At 49.8% G+C, this 19,597-nt stretch carries 15 protein-coding genes; all 15 read left to right on the top strand.

Annotation, left to right across the window (positions count from 1 at the left end; translation table 11 throughout):
- Positions 1-23: 23 nt before the first annotated feature.
- The 15 genes from HPL003_RS24300 (at position 24) to spoIIGA (ending at position 19,597) form a co-directional block, all read left to right on the top strand.
- Positions 24-404 (top strand): hypothetical protein, encoded by a 381-nt coding sequence (locus HPL003_RS24300; protein WP_014282447.1) that lies wholly within the window; start codon positions 24-26, stop codon positions 402-404.
- A 64-nt stretch (positions 405-468) separates the two neighbouring features.
- On the top strand, positions 469-2,820 hold the full coding sequence (locus HPL003_RS24295) for a penicillin-binding transpeptidase domain-containing protein (protein ID WP_014282446.1): 2,352 nt from the start codon (positions 469-471) through the stop codon (positions 2,818-2,820).
- Between the two features lie 83 nt (positions 2,821-2,903).
- Entirely contained in the window at positions 2,904-4,820 is a 1,917-nt protein-coding gene (locus HPL003_RS24290) for a stage V sporulation protein D (protein ID WP_014282445.1), read from the top strand.
- Positions 4,821-4,876: 56 nt separating this feature from the next.
- A complete protein-coding gene (locus tag HPL003_RS24285) occupies positions 4,877-6,364 on the top strand; it encodes a UDP-N-acetylmuramoyl-L-alanyl-D-glutamate--2,6-diaminopimelate ligase (protein WP_014282444.1) in 1,488 nt (495 codons plus the stop codon).
- Entirely contained in the window at positions 6,364-7,767 is a 1,404-nt protein-coding gene (locus HPL003_RS24280) for a UDP-N-acetylmuramoyl-tripeptide--D-alanyl-D-alanine ligase (protein ID WP_014282443.1), read from the top strand. Before HPL003_RS24285 ends, HPL003_RS24280 begins: the two co-directional genes overlap by 1 nt.
- Positions 7,768-7,789: 22 nt before the next feature.
- Positions 7,790-8,758: a phospho-N-acetylmuramoyl-pentapeptide-transferase gene (gene mraY, locus HPL003_RS24275; RefSeq protein ID WP_014282442.1), complete on the top strand. Its 969-nt coding sequence runs from the start codon at positions 7,790-7,792 to the stop codon at positions 8,756-8,758.
- Positions 8,759-8,762: 4 nt separating this feature from the next.
- On the top strand, positions 8,763-10,184 hold the full coding sequence (gene murD, locus HPL003_RS24270) for a UDP-N-acetylmuramoyl-L-alanine--D-glutamate ligase (protein WP_014282441.1): 1,422 nt from the start codon (positions 8,763-8,765) through the stop codon (positions 10,182-10,184).
- 50 nt (positions 10,185-10,234) lie between these two features.
- Positions 10,235-11,332, top strand: coding sequence for a stage V sporulation protein E (spoVE, locus tag HPL003_RS24265; protein WP_014282440.1), 1,098 nt, complete (start codon positions 10,235-10,237; stop codon positions 11,330-11,332).
- Positions 11,333-11,338: 6 nt separating this feature from the next.
- Complete coding sequence (murG, locus tag HPL003_RS24260) at positions 11,339-12,448, top strand: undecaprenyldiphospho-muramoylpentapeptide beta-N-acetylglucosaminyltransferase (RefSeq protein ID WP_014282439.1); 1,110 nt, start codon at positions 11,339-11,341, stop codon at positions 12,446-12,448.
- A gap of 145 nt (positions 12,449-12,593) precedes the next feature.
- Positions 12,594-13,502 carry a UDP-N-acetylmuramate dehydrogenase gene (gene murB / locus HPL003_RS24255; protein WP_014282438.1) on the top strand — a complete coding sequence of 303 codons (909 nt, stop codon included), beginning with the start codon at positions 12,594-12,596 and terminating at the stop codon, positions 13,500-13,502.
- A complete protein-coding gene (gene murA, locus HPL003_RS24250; RefSeq protein ID WP_014282437.1) occupies positions 13,492-14,802 on the top strand; it encodes a UDP-N-acetylglucosamine 1-carboxyvinyltransferase in 1,311 nt (436 codons plus the stop codon). Before murB ends, murA begins: the two co-directional genes overlap by 11 nt.
- 57 nt (positions 14,803-14,859) lie before the next feature.
- Complete coding sequence (locus HPL003_RS24245) at positions 14,860-15,624, top strand: cell division protein FtsQ/DivIB (RefSeq protein WP_014282436.1); 765 nt, start codon at positions 14,860-14,862, stop codon at positions 15,622-15,624.
- Between the two features lie 199 nt (positions 15,625-15,823).
- Positions 15,824-17,095 carry a cell division protein FtsA gene (ftsA, locus tag HPL003_RS24240; RefSeq protein WP_014282435.1) on the top strand — a complete coding sequence of 424 codons (1,272 nt, stop codon included), beginning with the start codon at positions 15,824-15,826 and terminating at the stop codon, positions 17,093-17,095.
- A gap of 67 nt (positions 17,096-17,162) precedes the next feature.
- Positions 17,163-18,287 carry a cell division protein FtsZ gene (gene ftsZ / locus HPL003_RS24235; protein WP_014282434.1) on the top strand — a complete coding sequence of 375 codons (1,125 nt, stop codon included), beginning with the start codon at positions 17,163-17,165 and terminating at the stop codon, positions 18,285-18,287.
- Positions 18,288-18,520: 233 nt separating this feature from the next.
- Entirely contained in the window at positions 18,521-19,597 is a 1,077-nt protein-coding gene (gene spoIIGA, locus HPL003_RS24230; protein WP_014282432.1) for a sigma-E processing peptidase SpoIIGA, read from the top strand.

Genomic DNA, 19,597 nt, shown 5'->3' with positions numbered 1-19,597 from the left:
TTTAATGGAGAAGGAGAGGCGACATGGCTTATACACGCGGTAATTTGGCTGTAAAAGAAAGAGCCCGTCAGGAACAGGTTCAGCAACAACGGTATCGTGAAACTACCAAAGTCGTTACACGCCGCAGAGAGCTGCCGATTCGGGAAAAGCTGCTGTATCTTTTGACACTTGTAACGTGCATTGTCATTGCTGGTATGCTGATTGGCAGGTACGCGCACATTTATCAAATCAATTATTCGATTAATACAGCGAGCAAGGACATTTCCAAATTACAGACCAATATCGCCCAACTGAAAATTCAGAAGGAACGGTTGGAAAATCAGATTGTACCTACGGCAAAGGAACAGGGGTATATCGAGCCGACGAGAGAGCCCATTCGTGTGGAAAAGCAGGCTGCCAAATAGTTAGTTAGGAGCATAGCATCAAGCTATGCTCTGACGTACATTTTTTCGCAGAGAGGTTTGAGCTATGGTCAAAAGAATAAAGCTTCGCACACTGCTGATAGGGGGATGTATTACCCTCTTTTTTCTTGTTCTGCTACTTAAGGTATTTTGGATTCAGGTCGTGAGCGGGGAATACTGGCATAATCAGGTAGTTACGCAGGTGGAAAGAGACCAGGTGATCCAGCCCAAGCGCGGAACAATTACGGATCGCAAGGGAAGTGTACTAGCGACAGATGCCCCTGCTTATACGGTAGTGGTCAACCCGAGCATCATTCAGGAATATGATTTGGAAAACGAGGTTGTAGCCAAACTGCATCAGCTGCTCAAAACACCTGAGGACGAACTGAGAAAGCATCTCTCGGCCAAGGACAAAGACGGTAAATATTTAAAAAACCGCGAGATCCGTAACGGAGGTTGGAAGGTAGATCCTGAGCTCAAAGCACAGGTGGACACATTCAAAGAATATTTAAAGGATAAGTACGAAGTGATTGGAGCTGTGGACACGGTTCAGGAATCCAAACGCTATTATCCAGAAAATAAGCTGGCTTCTCATGTTATTGGCTATTACCGTAAAGATGGTACAGCAGGCATGGGGTTGGAAGCCTATTATAATAAAGAGCTCTCGGGCACGGCCGGAAAGCTTCTTTATCAGCGGGATCGAAAGGGAGTTCCTCTTCAGGGATCGGAGAGTATTTATGAACCGGCACAAAATGGTAAGAATTTAAAGCTGACGATTGATGACACAATTCAGTATTATATAGAGGGCGCTATGCAGGAAGCTATTGCAAAATACAATCCGAAAACGATGACGGTTGTAGCCGCAGATCCCAAAACGATGGATGTTCTCGGTATGGCGAGTTACCCCAATTTTAATCCCAATACATACGGGAGCACATCTTCAATGGAATATTTCCGTAACAATGCAACTCAGTCCATCTATGAGCCAGGTTCCACGTTTAAGATTGTAACCTTGGCTGCGGCAGTTCAGGAAAAGGTGTTCAATCCAAATGAAACCTATCAATCTGGTATGATCCGAGTCGGGGGATGGGATATTCGTGACGTGAGTCGAAATTGGGGAACGTTAACTTTTCTTCAAGGGGTCAAGCGTTCAAGTAACGTCGGTTTCGTCCATTTGGGGCTGGATAAGCTGGGCGGCGAAAGGTTGAGGAAATATATTAACAACTTCGGATTTGGTGTGAAAACAGGTATCGATCTTCCGAGTGAGTCTAGCGGAGCCATTACGTTCCACACCCAATACAAATCCGAAGTCGCAACGGCTGCATATGGACATGGACGTGTTCAGGTAACGCCAATCCAGCAGGTAGCGGCTATCTCGGCAATTGCTAACGGTGGTAAGTTGATGCAACCTCATCTGGTGAAGGAAATTATGAACCCGGATACAGGGGAAGTACAGACGATACAACCGAAGGAAGTCCGCCAGGTGATTTCGCAGGAATCGGCAGTACAGACCAGCAGCTATCTGGAGCAGGTCGTGTCTGACCAAGAAATTGGAACCGGGCGTCTTGCTTATATTGACGGATACCGTGTTGCTGGTAAAACAGGTACAGCAACGAAAGTTGTGGGTAAAGTGTATGACCATTCGAAGGATGTCGTGTCCTTTATCGGCTTTGCACCCGTGAATGATCCGAAAATAGCTGTTCTGGTTGTTATGGACGAACCTAACAAATCGGTAGGTGGAGGTACGGCAGCAGCCCCTGTGTTCAAAAAAATCGTATCCCAGTCGCTACAATATATGGGAGTTCCCAAAACAGGAGCCAAAGCGAATAAATCAGACAATGCTGCTGTGAAAACGGTGAATCTGCCGACAGTGCCACAATTAACCGGTCAGGTGAAGAAGGATGCACAAAACGCATTGCTCAAACAGGGGATTGCCTATGAGACGGTTGGCAAAGGCTCCAAAATTGTCCGCCAGTATCCAGAGGCAGGCGTCAAAATGAAGCCGGGACAACGCATTTATTTGCTGACTGAAGATAGTGCCAACATGACCATTCCCGACTTTACAGGCGTCTCGTTGCGTGACACGCTGCAAGTGTTGACGCTCATGAAGGTGGGCGTTCAGGTAAGCGGCGAAGGCTATGTTGTCTCGCAAAAGGCACAAATGGTGAGTGGCAAGCGGATTGTCAATGTGACGCTCCAGCCGGCTAAAGAAACCGTGACCGGAGTAAAGCTGGAGGAAACACCGGACTCAACTACCGGCGTAGCATCTAACCAAACAGGCAGTGCAGCAAAAACGAGTACCGATTCAAAAACCGATACCACTGCGAGTGCAAGCTCAAGCAGGGAGACTTCCAAGGGTGGGAGCTCCGCTGTAGCCGATGAAAAAAGTGCGGCTGCAATTAAAGGTGAGGATAACTGATAGCTTGTTCTAACGTTCGTTTTTTTGAATATTCATGAGGTAAGACATGTCATGAGTATTTGGAGGAACGGAGGGGAGCGCGTTTGAAGAAATCTAACGTGACCATGCGGCGCAGGCTGGTATGGGGGCTGCTGGGATTGTTTGTACTGTTTGCAGCCTTGTCGGTCCGGCTCGCCTATGTTCAATTGGGTAAAGGGGGCGAACTCTCGGCCAAGGCCGAGGAATCGTGGCGCCGGAATATACCTTTTGCCGCCAAACGCGGCGAAATTTTGGATCGGCAAGGTACGGCGCTGACCTATAATGTCACTTCGCCGACAGTCATGGCGATACCAGTGCAGATCAAGGAGCCGGAAGAAACGGCGCGCAGGCTGGCGCCCTTGCTAGACATGAGCGAGGATAAAGTGCTCAAGCTGATTACCAAACGAACAGCAAGCCAAAAACTTCAGCCCGGTGGACGAAAAATTACGATGGAGAAAGCGCAGCAAATTCGTGATTTGAAGCTGCCGGGTATCGTTGTTGCTGAAGACAACAAACGTTATTATCCTTATGGCGATTTGGCGGCTCATATTCTCGGGTTTACGGGAATTGATAATCAGGGGTTGACGGGGGTAGAGAAAAAGAACAACAGCAAGCTTCGCGGTATTGACGGAAGCATTGCGTATCTATCCGATGCAGGCGGTCGTCTGATGCCCGGTTCTTCTGAGAAGTACGTTGAACCAATGGATGGTCTGAACTTGCAACTGACCATTGATAAGTCTGTACAGTCTATCGTGGAACGGGAGCTTGACCAGGCTATGGTCAAATTCCAGGCCAATTCCGCGTTGGCCATCGCAATGAACCCCAAGAATGGGGAAATATTGGGTATGGCCGGGCGACCAGGCTATGAGCCTGCGCTATACAAACAATATGCACCTGAAATTTACAATCGAAATCTGCCGATTTGGATGACATATGAACCAGGCTCCACCTTTAAAATTATTACATTGGCCGCTGCACTGGAAGAAAAGAAGGTCGATCTCAAAAACGATCACTTTTTCGATCCGGGGTACATTGAAGTTGGCGGGGCTCGCCTGCGCTGCTGGAAAAAAGGCGGCCACGGCAGTCAGACCTTCCTACAAGTCGTGGAAAACTCTTGTAATCCAGGCTTTGTAACACTGGGTCAGCGTCTAGGTAAGGAATCGCTGTTCAAGTATATTCGTAATTTTGGGTTCGGCAGCAAAACGGGCATTGACATGATTGGCGAGGGGAATGGTATTTTATTTAAATTACCCCAGGTAGGACCGGTAGAGCTGGCGACAACTGCCTTTGGTCAAGGGGTATCTGTCACTCCGATTCAGCAGGTGACGGCTGTGTCGGCTGCGATCAATGGTGGCAATCTGTATAAACCTCACATTACAAAAGGCTGGATTCAACCAGAGACAGGCAAAGTACTGGAAAAAGTAGAGCCTGAACTGGTGCGCAGAGTCATTTCAGAGGATACCTCCCGGCAGGTGAGGGAAGCGCTGGAAAGCGTCGTTGCCAAAGGCACGGGCCGTCCCGCTTTTATTGAGGGTTACCGGGTAGGTGGTAAAACAGGCACAGCGCAAAAGGTGATCAACGGACGTTACTCTTCCTCGGAGCATATTGTATCCTTTATCGGTTTTGCCCCGGCGGATGATCCGCAAATTGTCGTCTATACCGCTGTGGATAATCCAAAGGGCATTCAATTCGGAGGGGTGGTCGCTGCGCCAATCGTGCAAAATATTTTGCGGGATTCGCTGCTTGCTCTGAAAATACCACCCCGCACCAATCAGATTGCCAAGGAATACAAGTACGGGGAAAACCGAATTGATACGGTGCCGGATTTGGTAGGTGCCACTGTAGCAGATTTATACGAAGATATGAATATGAACTTTATGCTCGTAAAATCCGGGTCAGGCAAGACGGTTGTCAGTCAGGCACCGAAGCCAGGCTCCCGGCTGGAGCGGGGATCAACAATCCGTATATATATGGGGGATTGATAGGTTCTTTTTATACCCATACTATGATTAACGAGAGAGCAATGGAGGAATGAAAGATGCAGCTTCATCAATTGGCTTCACTGCTGGCTGCCTCCCGCATTGTGGGGGACGGTACAGTGGACTGCCGAGGAATCGGGGCGGACTCACGCCGGGTACAGCAGGGAGATTTATTTCTGTGTCTGCCCGGTTTTACGGTTGACGGACACGATTATGCGCAGCAGGCAGTTGCGTCCGGGGCGGCAGCTTTGGTTGTGGAACGGGAATTGAATGTATCTGTACCACAACTCATAGTCAAGGATGCCAGGTACGCAATGGCGGTTTTGGCGGACTATATGTTTGATTCACCGAGCCGCCGTATGCGCATGATCGGCGTAACCGGAACGAATGGCAAAACAACAATAACTTATCTAATTGAAAAAATCTTGAACGATGCCGGAGTGAACACTGGACTGATCGGCACTATTCAAATGCGTTACGGTGGTCGGTCCTACCCAATGTCCGGTACCACACCCGAGGCGGTGGAGCTGCAACGCTATCTTGGCAATATGGTGGAGCAAGGTGTCCAATGTTGTGCGATGGAGGTATCCTCACATGCGCTGGAGCAAGGGCGGGTGAAAGGAACTGATTTTCGTACCGCTATATTTACGAACCTGACGCAGGATCATCTGGACTACCATAACACGATGGAGGAGTACCGTGCGGCCAAAGGGCTGTTATTTTCCCGACTGGGGAATAGCTTCTCGCGGGATGCGTCGGACAGTAAATATGCTGTTCTGAATGCGGATGACCCGGCCTCATCCTATTTTCAAGCTATAACTGCGGCTCAGGTGATTACATACGGTGTGGAAAAGAAATCAGATGTGCAGGCATCCCATATCGCTGTAGGTGCCAAGGGAACATCCTTCCAAGTCTCTACTTTTAAAGGAGATACCGATATTGAGCTGCGAATGGTGGGCAAGTTCAATGTGTATAACGCATTGGCAGCCATCACGGCCGCTTTGCTGGAAGGAGTGCCTCTGGCTGATATCAAGCACAGCCTGGAGTCCATAGCAGGTGTAGATGGGCGGGTAGAGCCTGTGGACGCAGGTCAGCCATTTGCGGTTATTGTGGACTATGCCCATACACCGGATGGACTGGAAAATGTGCTTCGCACCGTTAAGGAGTTTGCGATTGGAAAAGTATGGTGTGTTTTTGGGTGCGGCGGGGACCGGGATCGTACGAAACGCCCTTTGATGGGAAAAATTGCTGCTCAATACAGCGATCATGCTTTTATTACCTCGGATAATCCGCGGACAGAGGACCCGGAAGCCATTTTGAAAGACATCGAGCAAGGGCTGATTGACGAAGGTATACCCGCAGAACGCTACGAGCTGATCATAGATCGTAGAGCTGCTATTCATAAAGCTGTTGAAATGGCAAGCCCTGACGATGTAGTATTGATTGCGGGAAAAGGTCATGAGACCTACCAGTTGATCGGAAAAACGGTGCATGAATTCGATGACCGCATCGTAGCCAAAGAAGCGATAAGGGGTTTATCCAAGTGATGAAAAAAACAATCGGTCAAATCGCCTCCATGAGCGGGGGAACGCTTCACATAGAAGCGGACGCCGAACGAATGATTGAGGGCGTTTTTACAGATTCACGCAAGCCGCAGGCCCAAGGGCTGTTCGTTCCACTCACGGGTGAACGGTTTGATGGGCATAATTATGTGCAGCAGATTGTGAGTGGAGAAGGCGCAGCTGCTTTTTTATGGCAAAAGGATCACGGTGCACCTCCGGCAGGGAATGCGATTGAAGTAGATGATACTTTGGCGGCCCTCCAGCGTCTTGCAGCCGCATATTTGCGGGAGACGGGTGTATCTGTCGTAGGGATTACTGGAAGCAACGGTAAAACGACGACAAAAGACATCGTCAACGCTCTGTTGGGCACGACCTTTAAAGTACACAAAACCGAAGGGAATTATAACAACCATATCGGTCTGCCTTTAACCGTGCTGTCCATGCCGCAGGATACGGACATCCTCATTTTGGAAATGGGCATGAGCGGACGCGGGGAAATCAGCCTGTTGACTGATATTGCCCAGCCTGATGTAGCGGTCATTACGAACATTGGAGAATCGCATTTGCTTCAGCTCGGTTCCCGTGCAGAAATTGCACGTGCAAAGCTGGAAATCGTCAGCGGTCTCAAGCCCGACGGCTTGCTAATTTACAATGGAGATGAACCGCTATTGCCGCAAGTGCTTGCAGAGCCCGAAACGGTTAAGCCTGACGGCTTGAAGCTGTTCACGTTCGGTATATCTGCGGATAACGATGATTATCCAACTGGAATAACTGCGGATGGAGAAGGCAGTTTGTTCACGACGGCTCAATCCGGCGAGGATGCTTTCCGGCTTCCGTTGCTTGGACAGCATAATGTTGTGAACGGTTTGGCAGCACTGGCGGTTGCGCGTCATTTTGGGGTGGATGTAGACCATGTGCGCGAAGGGCTCTCGGCTTTGAAATTGACAGGCATGCGCATTGAGGTTGTGACCTGCACCAATGGGCTTACCGTGCTGAACGATGCTTATAACGCCAGTCCAGCTTCAATGAAGGCTGCAATTCAGACGTTATCCGGTTACGAAACGAAGGGGCGTAAAATCGCTGTGCTTGGCGATATGCTGGAGCTGGGTCCCGAGGAAAAGCAATTCCACGAGGAAATTGGGCTTTTTGCAGCGAAACATGACGTAGATGTGCTGTTTACCTATGGTGTGTTGGGCGCGTCTATTGCACATGGGGCCCAAGCGTCTATGCCATCTGATGACGTACATGCTTATGAGGATAAGCAAAAACTGATTCAAGATCTGCAAGCTTACCTCCGTGCCGATGATATCGTGCTGGTTAAGGCATCCCGAGGGATGCGATTGGAAGAGATTGTGGATGCGCTGAAAAACGGTCCGCTACAGAAATGATGTTGACGAGAGGGAGACTCCCATGGATATTCAATTATTACTGCTGACGATCGTCGTATCGTTTATACTGGCGGTCATTGCCGCTCCAATACTCATTCCGCTGCTGCGGCGAATGAAATTCGGCCAGCAGGTCCGGGATGACGGGCCACAAAGCCATCTTAAAAAGACGGGTACGCCTACTATGGGTGGAATCGTTATTCTGGTGGCTTTTACGCTGACCTTTCTTAAGTTTTCGGCGATAAAAAATACGGACTTTTACGTTCTGCTGGTCGCTACGCTTGGTTTTGGGCTGATCGGCTTCTTGGACGACTATATCAAAATTGTTTTCAAGCGTTCGCTCGGACTGACTGCCCGTCAAAAGCTATTCGGGCAATTGCTGTTCAGTGGAATCATGTGCTGGCTTCTGATTAGCAATGATCACAGCACTGCCATCGGCATACCGGGAACTTCCTGGTCGTTTGATTGGAGCGGTTGGTTCTATTATCCGTTCATCGTTATTATGATGCTGGCGATTAGCAACGCCGTCAATTTCACAGATGGACTGGACGGGCTGCTTTCCGGTACCAGTGCGATTGCCTTCGGTGCTTATGCCATCGTAGCGATTCAAGCAACCTCCCTTCCGGCTGCGGTTTGCTCAGCGGCCATGATTGGTGCTGTACTTGGCTTTCTTGTATATAACGCGCATCCGGCCAAGGTATTTATGGGCGATACAGGCTCGCTGGGAATCGGAGGTGCTATAGGTGCCATCGCTATCGTAACCAAAAGCGAAATTTTGTTCATTATTATTGGTGGTGTATTTGTAATTGAAATGCTGTCCGTAGTTTTGCAAGTAGCTTCCTTTAAAACACGTGGCAAACGCATTTTCAAAATGAGCCCGATTCATCATCACTTCGAGCTGTCTGGCTGGTCCGAATGGCGCGTTGTTATTACATTCTGGGCTGTAGGACTGCTGCTGGCAGGACTCGGACTTTATCTCAACAAGGGGTTGTAGACAAATGAACCATCCAGACACATACAGAGATCAAGAGGTCGTCATTATAGGCCTGGCCAAAAGTGGCGTGCAAGTCGCCAAGGTGCTGCACCAAGCTGGGGCCAAGCTGACAGTCAATGATAAAAAAGACAGGGAACAGTGTCCCGAAGCTTCTGAATTAGAGGCTTTGGGAATTTCCGTTTTATGCGGCAGTCACCCGGAAGGGCTAATTCATCCGGGAGTGAAGCTGGTTGTCAAAAATCCGGGTATTCCTTATACGGCCCCGCCAGTGCAGAAAGCTATCGAACTGGGCATTGAGGTCGTGACCGAGGTCGAGGTCGCCTATCATCTATGCAAAGCGCCGATGATCGGGATTACTGGCTCGAATGGGAAAACGACCACAACCACCTGGGTAGGTAAGCTGTTAGAGGCATCCGGCATGAAGCCGATCGTGGCTGGTAATATCGGCACGCCATTATGTGAGGCCGCTGTGGATGCCAGGTCGGACGAGTGGATGGTGGTGGAGCTGAGCAGTTTTCAGTTAAAAGGAACAAAGGATTTCAAACCTGCAGTAGCCTGCTTGCTGAACGTGGCTGAAACCCATCTGGACTATCATGGTGACATGAAGGACTATGTTGCTTCCAAGGCGCGTCTGTTCGCCAGTCAAACGGCGGCTGATACGGCGGTATTAAACTGGGATGATCCTGTTTGCCGGGAGCTTGTGCCCTATATTAAAGCGAAACTGCTTCCGTTCTCAATGACAGAACGTTTGCAGGAAGGGTTGTTCGCTGACCCGCCATACATACCGGATGTGACGGATGACATTGAACGCAGCATCGTATATCGCGATGCCAGTGGTGTGGTGCACCCAATTATAGGCGTGGCCGAAATTGGCCTTCCGGGCCGCTTTAATGTGGAAAATGCCCTCGCCGCTTGCGCGATTGCTATTGCCGTAGGAGCGGAGCCGTCTGGATTGGCTGAACCGCTAAGCGCTTTTCGTGGAGTGGAGCATCGGCTCGAATATGTTGGAGAACATGCTGGAGCAGCTTATTACAACAATTCCAAAGCCACCAATTCCAAAGCGACGATGATGGCGTTGTCTTCCTTCAAGCAACCCATTGTACTAATTGCTGGAGGACTGGATCGTGGTTCGGATTATGCCGAGCTTGTACCTTCCTTGCAAGAGGGTGTAAAGGCTGTTGTGCTGCTGGGCGAGACTCGGCATAAGCTTGCAGACCGGGCACGTCAGGCCGGAATAGAGCATGTCGAGGTCGTCGATAATGGGAAGGACGCCGCTGCTACGCTCGTGGAGGCTGTGAACAAGGCAGCTCAACTCGCTGAGCCGGGAGATGTTGTATTGCTCTCACCCGCTTGCGCAAGCTGGGATATGTTCCGGTCCTATGAAGAGCGTGGACGTATTTTTAAAGAGGCGGCGCATAAATTGTAAGTAGGGGGGTTGGATAAGCCCCTACTATTTATGCAAGGGGTGGCCTCCTGATGAAGCAATCTCGTCCGGCGCCGGATATATGGCTTTTCGTCTGTATTTTGAGCTTGTTAGCCATCGGCATGGTTATGGTATACAGTGCGGGCGCCGTCCTCGCTTTTCACGAGTACGGGGACTCCTACTATTTTGTAAAGCGACAGTTGCTGTTCGCCGGGCTAGGTCTTGTGGCGATGTACTTCACTGCCCGAACAGACTATCGGATTTGGCAGAAGTATGCCAAGGTCGTGCTGCTGATTTGTCTCGCGTTGCTGGTTGCCGTACTAATTCCAGGCATTGGTGTAGTAAGAGGCGGGGCACGAAGCTGGCTCGGTATCAGCTCTTTTGGCATTCAGCCATCTGAGTTTATGAAGCTGGGCATGATTCTTTTTCTCGCCCGCTGGCTCAGCCGCCCGGATTATGATATTAATTCCTTTACGCGCGGTCTGTTGCCCCCGCTTGGACTCATGGGACTGGCCTTTGGCCTGATTATGCTCCAGCCCGATTTGGGCACAGGCACAGTAATGATGGGAGCGTCCATGCTAATCGTATTTACGGCAGGCGCACGTATGAAGCATCTGGGCTTGCTGGGATTAACGGGAGCGGTGGGATTTGCGGCCCTGATTGCTGCTGCGCCTTATCGGCTCCAGCGGATCACTGCGTTTTTGGACCCATGGTCCGATCCGCTTGGCGCAGGCTATCAAATTATTCAATCGCTGTACGCCATTGGACCTGGTGGGCTGGCAGGCTTGGGGCTTGGCATGAGCCGCCAGAAATACAGCTATGTTCCCGAGCCGCAGACAGACTTTATTTTTTCGATTTTGGCGGAGGAGCTTGGCTTTATCGGTGGAATGACGGTGCTGGCGCTCTTTCTGGTTCTCGTGTGGAGAGGAATGCGCATCGCTATTACCATCCCAGATACTTATGGCAGTTTGCTCGCTGTAGGCATTGTGGGAATGGTTGCCGTACAGGTGGTTATTAACATAGGTGTTGTCATCGGCTTAATGCCGGTGACGGGAATAACACTGCCCTTAATCAGCTACGGAGGCTCTTCTCTGACGTTGATGCTAACAGCGCTGGGTATTTTACTAAATTTATCACGTTATGCGAGGTGAACGTTTATGCGCGTCGTGTTGAGCGGCGGCGGTACCGGAGGGCACATTTATCCGGCGCTCGCCGTAGCCAGACAGTGCGAAGAGATTAATCCGGACGCTGAATTTTTATACATTGGCGGTCAGCGGGGACTGGAAAGCAAGCTGGTCCCTCAGGAAAAAATTCCGTTTGAGGCTATTGATATTACAGGATTTCGTCGCAGTTTGTCTGTGGAAAATATAAAAACGATCATGCGTTTCTTCAAAGGGGTTCGCAGATCCAAAGCATTATTGAAAAAATTCAAGCCGGATATCGTCATTGGTACCGGGGGTTATGTATGCGGCCCTGTCGTCTATGCTGCTTCCAAGTTGGGGATACCCAGCATTATTCATGAGCAAAATGCAATCCCGGGATTGACCAATGCGTTTCTGAGCCGTTACGTGGATACGGTGGCCGTCAGCTTTGAGGGCTCGGAAGGAGCTTTCCCCAAAGCCAAAAATGTACTGTACACCGGGAATCCACGCGCTACAACAGTTCGTCAGGCTAACAGGGACCGGGGCTTTGCCACCATCGGGGTTCCAATGAACAGCTCGGTCGTGCTTGTGGTCGGTGGCAGCAGGGGAGCAAAGGCCATTAATGATGCCATGATTGCAATGGCTCCGCAACTTTCCCAACTGAAAGACGTCCATTTTGTATATGTGACTGGTGAATCTTACTATGAGCAGACGCTGGACAGCATACGGAATCAGATCGGATCATTGCCCAATCATCTGCATGTGCTTCCCTATATTCACAATATGCCAGAGGTGCTGGCTTGTACCTCTTTAATCGTTAATCGCGCTGGCGCGTCCTTCTTGGCTGAAATCACATCGTTGGGTATTCCATCCATTCTAATTCCATCCCCCAATGTGACGAACAACCATCAGGAGGCCAATGCCCGTACACTCGAAAAGGCAGGGGCTTCTGTCATGATTGTGGAGAAGGACTTGGATGGTGCGTCCTTGTTTCAATCTATTGCGGGGATTATGGAGGATGAGGCGTTGCGCAGCCGGATGGCTGAATCAGCGTCAGCGCTTGGCAAGCCTGATTCAGCCGATATTTTAGTAAAAGAAATGGAGCGTCTTGCCCGTAAAAGTTAGACCGTAGCGCAGACTGGGCGGTTGTCACACACCGGATGGTATTGACATAAGATACCCTATACATTGTGACCATCACTCAGGCTGCCGGTTGTCAGGTGAGAGCCTTATAACCATGCGGGGCAAGCAACAAGGAGGTTTCAGTACAATGCAGCAATGGATGCCATTATTAGCGGAGCATGATATCGGAAAAGTGCTGAAGCATGAGCCGCTTTCCAAATATACGACGTGGAAGATTGGAGGTCCGGCGGATGCTCTTGTCATCCCGGATACCAAGGAGCAGCTAGCAACTTTACTGCGGCTGGCTGGCGAGCACGGAATCCCGTGGATGCAGTTGGGACGGGGCTCGAATATGCTCGTTTCCGATAAAGGAATCCGGGGCCTCGTGATCAAGCTGGGACCGGGATTTGATTATGTCCGTTTTGAAGATGAACGGATCGTCGTCGGTGGAGGCGTGTCACTAGTCAAACTGTGTGTCATGGCCAGCAAGCAGGGGCTGTCCGGCCTCGAATTTGCGGGAGGTATCCCGGGATCGGTTGGCGGGGCTGTCTACATGAACGCCGGTGCCCATGGGTCTGATGTGTCACAAATATTCCAGTCCGCTGAGATTGTGCTGGATACAGGGGAATTGGCTGTGTATGATGCCGAACAAATGCATTTCAGCTATCGTCACTCCGTGCTGCATGATGAGCAGCGTGGAATGGTGACAGAGGCGGTGTTTCGGATGAAGCAGGGCAACCGTGAGGAAATTTCGGCGGCTCTTGCGGCTTTCAAAGATCGTCGTAGGCTGACTCAGCCGTTACAGCTAGCTTGTGCGGGAAGTGTGTTTCGCAATCCGCCAGGAGACTATGCGGCCCGTCTTATTGAAGACGCAGGTCTCAAGGGTTTAAAAGCGGGAGGCGCTGAGGTTTCCGTACAGCATGCCAATTTCATTGTTAATACCGGTCAAGCGACAGCAGAGGACGTGCTTACCCTAATGAAGCATATTCAAAGTACAATATCATCTCAAACCGGCATCAAGCTAGTTCCGGAGGTTTTCGTAGTGGGTGAGCGGTAAACTCGGAGGTGATACATTGGACAAATTGGTGATTGAGGGAGGCCGTCCCTTGTCAGGCACCATACGTATCCATGGGGCAAAAAACGCGGCACTACCCATTCTTGCGGCAAGCTTGCTTGCACAAGGCAAGGTAGAAATTCGGAATGTGCCCCATCTATTAGACATTAAGGTCATGCTGCACATCCTTGAGAGACTTGGCTGTACATGCCGACATGAAGAGGAAACGGTATACGTGGATACGTCGTCCGTCCGAACGTTCCAGATTCCGGAAGATTTGATGAAGCAGATGCGCTCGTCTATCTTTCTGATGGGACCGCTGCTCGCCAGATATGGAGAAGTTTCCATTTACCAGCCGGGAGGCTGTGCCATAGGCGAGCGCAAAATCGATCTTCACTTGGAGGGCCTGAAGGCTCTTGGAGCGGAGATCGTGGAAAAAGAAGAACAAATTACGTTTCGGGCTCGCAAGCTGACTGGAACGGATATCCATCTGGATTTCCCGAGCGTAGGGGCCACCGAAAATATTATGATGGCCGCTGCGTTGGCCGAAGGACGAACGACGATTACCAACGCAGCGAGGGAGCCTGAGATTCAGGATCTTCAAAACTTCCTGAATGCGATGGGAGCTTGTATTATCGGAGCGGGGACGGATACGATTACGATTACGGGAGTCAACTGTTTGAATCCGTGTACGTATGAGGTTATTCCCGATCGCATCGTAGCTGGGACCGTTATGATCGCGGCTGCGGCCACGCGCGGCAGTGTGTCGTTGACACACTGTAATCCCTCCCATTTATCCGCTCTGATTCACGTCCTCAGGCGGGCTGGTGTTCAAATCGGTATCTTGAATGATATAATGACCGTAAGCTGCATGAGCCGCCCCAAAGCAGTGGAGAGGATTGTTACCTCCCCTTACCCGTCTTTTCCGACGGACTTGCAGTCTCAAGTCATGGTTCTGCTTTCTCTGGCAGATGGCTTTAGTGTGATGAAAGAGACGGTCTTCGAAAGCCGATTCAAACATGTAGATGAATTGAATGTGATGGGTGCCGATATTACGGTTGATGCGAATGTAGCCTTTATACGGGGAGTTCCCCGTCTGTACGGGGCCACGGTAGAGGCTACCGATCTACGCGCAGGGGCTGCGCTGGTTATAGCGGGTCTGGCCGCTCAAGGACTTACCATTGTCGAACAGGTACACCATATTGATAGAGGGTATGACCGGATCGAGCGTCTTTTCCAGGGACTGGGTGCCCGAATGAGCCGTCAGTCTCCGGTGCCGGAGCAGTTGGATTTCGTAAATTAATGCCTGTAATGTCCCTCCGTTAGCGGAGGGACCAAAGGCTTTTTGTGGAGAGAAGCTATGCCAAACGCTCAAATACCTGTTCTTAAACAGAACAGAATGAAGAAAAGAACAAGTCGGAAGATTGCCATCCTGCTCATTTTGTTGTTTATCGTGCTGCTTGCTGTTCTCTTTTTCCGTTCCTCATTAAGCCGGGTTTCTGAAATCCGTTTTGATGGCAATGTATTTTCGACCCGGGAACAGTTGCTTAATCGAAGTGGTCTGGCTATCGGTGATCAGTATTTCGGAGTCAGTTCTTCGGGCATTTCCGAGAAGCTGCGGGAGATTCAGTCGATTCAACAAGTAACGGTGGACAAGCAGTTTCCGGGAGTCATTGCTGTTCATATTAAAGAGTTTGCTACAGTTGCTTACGAGTTGCAGAGTGATGGGAGCCTGCGCGCCATTCTTGCGAATGGGACCAGCGTAGGCGTGGGTAGTAGCGGAATTGCGGTTGAGAAGCCTATTTTAACCAAATGGAAATCGGATGATCCCTACAAAGCAAAGCTATGTGATGCGTTATCTCGGATTCCGGGGGAATGGACAGCCGACATATCGGAAATCATTCCCGCGCCGATGCCCTCTTTTCCAGACCGCATAAAAATGTATACACGCTCTCAATTTGAGGTTATTACGACGGTTTCTCTGCTGAGCTCTAAAATCAGTTATTTGAATCAGGTGCTGGAAACAGAAGAGCCCGGTTTGATCACAATGCTGGAGGCAGATTCCTACGTTCCGTTCAAACAGGATACGAGTGAAGAGGCCCAAGAAAAAGATACTACTCAGTGATGTGAAAAAATGCTAGAATTGATTTTATGGGTAATAGACTTGCCTCCTTCTTTTTTCTTCAAATTTTTATGTGACTGCAACCATAAATTGGCTTCTAAAAAATTTGTAGAAAAAAGAGGGAAAGCATGGAGTATGTTGAATATGTACAGAGTGTGTTCAAAGAACGAAATTCATTTTGGAGTCAGGAGGTGCCACAGACTTGAGCAACAATGACATCATTGTTAGTTTGGACATCGGTACATCCAAAGTTCGGGCTATTATTGGGGAAATGAACAATGGAACCTTTAATATTATTGGAGTTGGATCTGCCGACTCGGAAGGGATTCGCAAAGGTGCAATTGTAGACATCGATCAAACCGTGCAATCAATCCGTAACGCCGTGGATCACGCAGAGCGCATGGTTGGTATTCAAATAACAGAAGTGTATGTGGGGATTTCAGGCAACCATATTGGCCTGCAAAATAGTCATGGCGTAGTAGCCGTGTCCAACGAGGACCGTGAAATCGGTGAGGAGGACATTGAGCGTGTGCTCAAGGCAGCTGAAGTTATTGCAGTACCACCAGAGAGAGAAATTATTGACGTGGTAGCCAAGCAGTATGTCGTGGATGGCCTTGAAGGCATTCAAGACCCTCGCGGTATGATCGGAGTTCGTCTGGAAGTAGAGGCTACGATTGTTACGGGAGGCAAGACGCCGATACATAATCTGTTGCGCTGCGTTGAGAAAGGCGGCTTGAGGATCAAAGATTTGGTGCTGCTGCCTCTGGGAGCCGGGCAATTGTCACTTTCGAAGGATGAAAAGGTGATGGGTTCGGTGCTGGTGGATATTGGTGCAGGCTCTACAAATGTTGCTATTTTCCAGGAAGGAACAATTGTTGCCACATCTACACTTCCCATCGGCGGAGAATTTGTAACCAATGACATTGCCTACGGACTGAGAACCCTTACCGATCAAGCCGAAAAAGTAAAGCTTAAATACGGCTGCGCATGGTATGATGATGCGGCAGCCGATGTCGTCTTTAAAGTGACCCGTATCGGCAGTAATGTCGATAAGGAATTCAATCAGCAGGACTTGGCTGCCATTATTGAGCCGAGAGTGCAGGAAATTTTTCAACTCATTCAGGCGGAAGTTAAGCGCCTGGGTTACACAGAGCTTCCGGGGGGTTATATACTTACCGGAGGTACCGTCTCCATGCCTGGTGTACTTCAGGTGGCACAAAGCGAACTGGCTGCTTCTGTAAGGATCGCCGTACCGGACTTTATCGGTGTAAGGGATCCGGGTTACACAAGCGGAGTCGGCATCTTGCATAATGCCATTCGCTACTATCGCGGAAGATCGAGCAGCGTTAGCAGTAGCAGCGGTGGAAGTTCCAAGAAGCCGACCAACCGAACCAAGAGCAGTCCCGCTGCGGAAGGCGAGCAAAAGCAGGGGTTGATTGAACGCTTAAAAAACATGTTCAGTGAGTTTATATAACGTTCATTGCTAATTATGCCAATCATGGACGGGCCATCCATGCACATTGAGGGGGAGATGGAATAGTATGTTGGAATTTGATTTTGAAATGGAGAGCTTGGCTCAAATTAAAGTGATCGGCGTCGGAGGCGGCGGCAGCAATGCGGTTAACCGAATGATCGAAAATGGTGTTCAGGGTGTGGAGTTTATCACCGTCAACACAGATGCTCAGGCGCTTCATTTAGCGAAATCTGAGCATAAGCTTCAAATTGGTGATAAGCTGACTCGAGGCTTGGGTGCCGGAGCTAATCCGGATGTGGGTAAAAAAGCGGCTGAAGAGTCGCGTGAACTCATTATGAACACACTCAAAGGTGCGGATATGGTATTCGTGACGGCGGGAATGGGTGGCGGTACAGGTACTGGAGCAGCTCCTGTGATTGCTGAAATTGCCAAGGAATGCGGCGCGCTGACTGTAGGCGTTGTAACACGACCATTCACATTTGAAGGGCGTAAGCGCTCCAATCAAGCCGAGCTGGGCATTGAGGGATTAAAAGAAAAGGTAGACACCTTGATTGTTATCCCGAATGATCGCCTGCTTGAAATCGTGGATAAAAAGACCCCTATGCTGGAAGCATTCCGCGAAGCGGACAATGTTCTTCGTCAGGCGGTACAAGGTATTTCGGATTTGATCGCTGTACCGGGTTTGATTAACCTCGACTTTGCTGATGTGAAAACGATTATGACGGAGCGTGGCTCCGCCTTGATGGGAATTGGCGAAGCAACTGGTGAGAATCGGGCGGCTGAAGCAGCACGCAAGGCTATCATGAGCCCGCTGTTGGAAACATCCATTGAAGGCGCACGGGGTGTGATTATGAACATCACTGGCGGCAACAATCTGTCTTTGTACGAAGTGAATGAAGCCGCTGAAATTGTAACCTCGGCTTCCGATCCGGAGGTCAACATGATCTTCGGTGCCATCATTGACGAAGAGTTGAAAGAAGAGATTAAGGTTACCGTCATTGCAACTGGCTTTGAAGGTAAACCAAGCCAACCGGCACCTGGGCGTAAACCGGCAGCCAACCCGACAGCACCTGAATCGGCGGAGAAGGGTTCTCCTAACCTGCGTCCGTTCGGCAACACTCAGAGCAGTGATCAACTCGATATTCCGACATTTTTACGTAACCGTTCACGCAATAATAATAACGATAACTAGATTGAAATCGGATAGCCCGTATTCTCCTTGGAGATGCGGGCTTCTTTCTGTTTTCTGTATCTCGTATTCGATTCGTTGGCTGATTCCATTGTAAGAACTCCATTTTTACCATTTCCCGTGCTTCTCCCCTTTCCGACAAAATTAGTCGGTTACCGTCCCCATCGTTAGACAGACTTTGAACAGCATGACTACTATACTTAAGCCTATCCTGCAAACGCTGGGCGGGTGAACCTTTGGTTGTTTACATCGACTTCATTTTTTTGGCCAATTTGTTCATTGACACTGTACTGCTGATGGCTACCGCCTGGATGAGAAAAATTCGTCCGGTGTGGTGGCGGCTGCTTGCTTCGGCTGTCATCGGTGCGCTGTACGTGGTCATGATGTTTGTGCCGGAGCTGTCCTTTTTATTTACATTCCTGATTAAGCTGGCATTATCGGTCATTATGCTGTTGGTGGCTTTTGGGTTTGGCAGCATGCAAAAGTACCTTCGTACGATGGGTGCTTTTTATATGATCAATTTTGTAGCAGCGGGAGGAATTCTGGGGATGCATTATTTACTCCAGAGTACAGGGGAATTGTTTAATGGCATCTGGTACACGGCTTCAGGTGGAATGTCCTTTGAGCTGAAAATTGCATTCTGGTTTATTTTATGCGCGTTTGGCGGAGTGATGCTTTTCTTTCGTATTGTGCAATCTTCAAAGCAGCATGCGGAAAGGATGAGTGGATTTCTGGGTGAGGTGCAGGTATGGATCGGACAGGATCATATTGAGTGTACAGGCTTGTTGGATACGGGTAACCAACTTCACGATCCTTTGACCCGGACACCAGTGATGGTCATGGAGGCTGCCTTGTGGGAGGCATATTTACCCTCTTCCTGGCTCCAAAAGCTATCTGAGGGAAATGCGGATCAGCTGGTGATGGAGTTGGGAGACGAATCGTTCAACTGGCCGGATCGAGTTCGTCTCGTTCCCTATCGTGGCATCAACCGTAACCATTCCTTTATGCTCGCACTCAAACCGGATCGCGTAGAGGTGGTGATGAATGGGGCTCGTTATGTGCATCATCGGGTGCTGATCGGCTTGGATGGGGGAAAGCTGTCAGCAGAGGGAAAATACCGCGCGATCATTCATCCAGATGTGACAGCACACGCGGAGGGAACTGCTGAGCCGGTCCAGAAGCAGGAAGTACGCTTTGAAGTGCAGGACGATGGTCGTAGACACACGATCAGGTCTGAAGGCAATCAGGCTATTGCTGTAACGGACGAAGGGACGCAGCGAGATTTTGCACCATTTTCTGAAGGGGGAGAATGA

It is taken from the genome of Paenibacillus terrae HPL-003, from assembly GCF_000235585.1.
GTDB classification, from domain to species: domain Bacteria; phylum Bacillota; class Bacilli; order Paenibacillales; family Paenibacillaceae; genus Paenibacillus; species Paenibacillus terrae_B.
The sequence above is the reverse complement of the archived record's forward strand: the minus strand, read 5'-3'. Positions and strand labels throughout refer to the sequence as shown.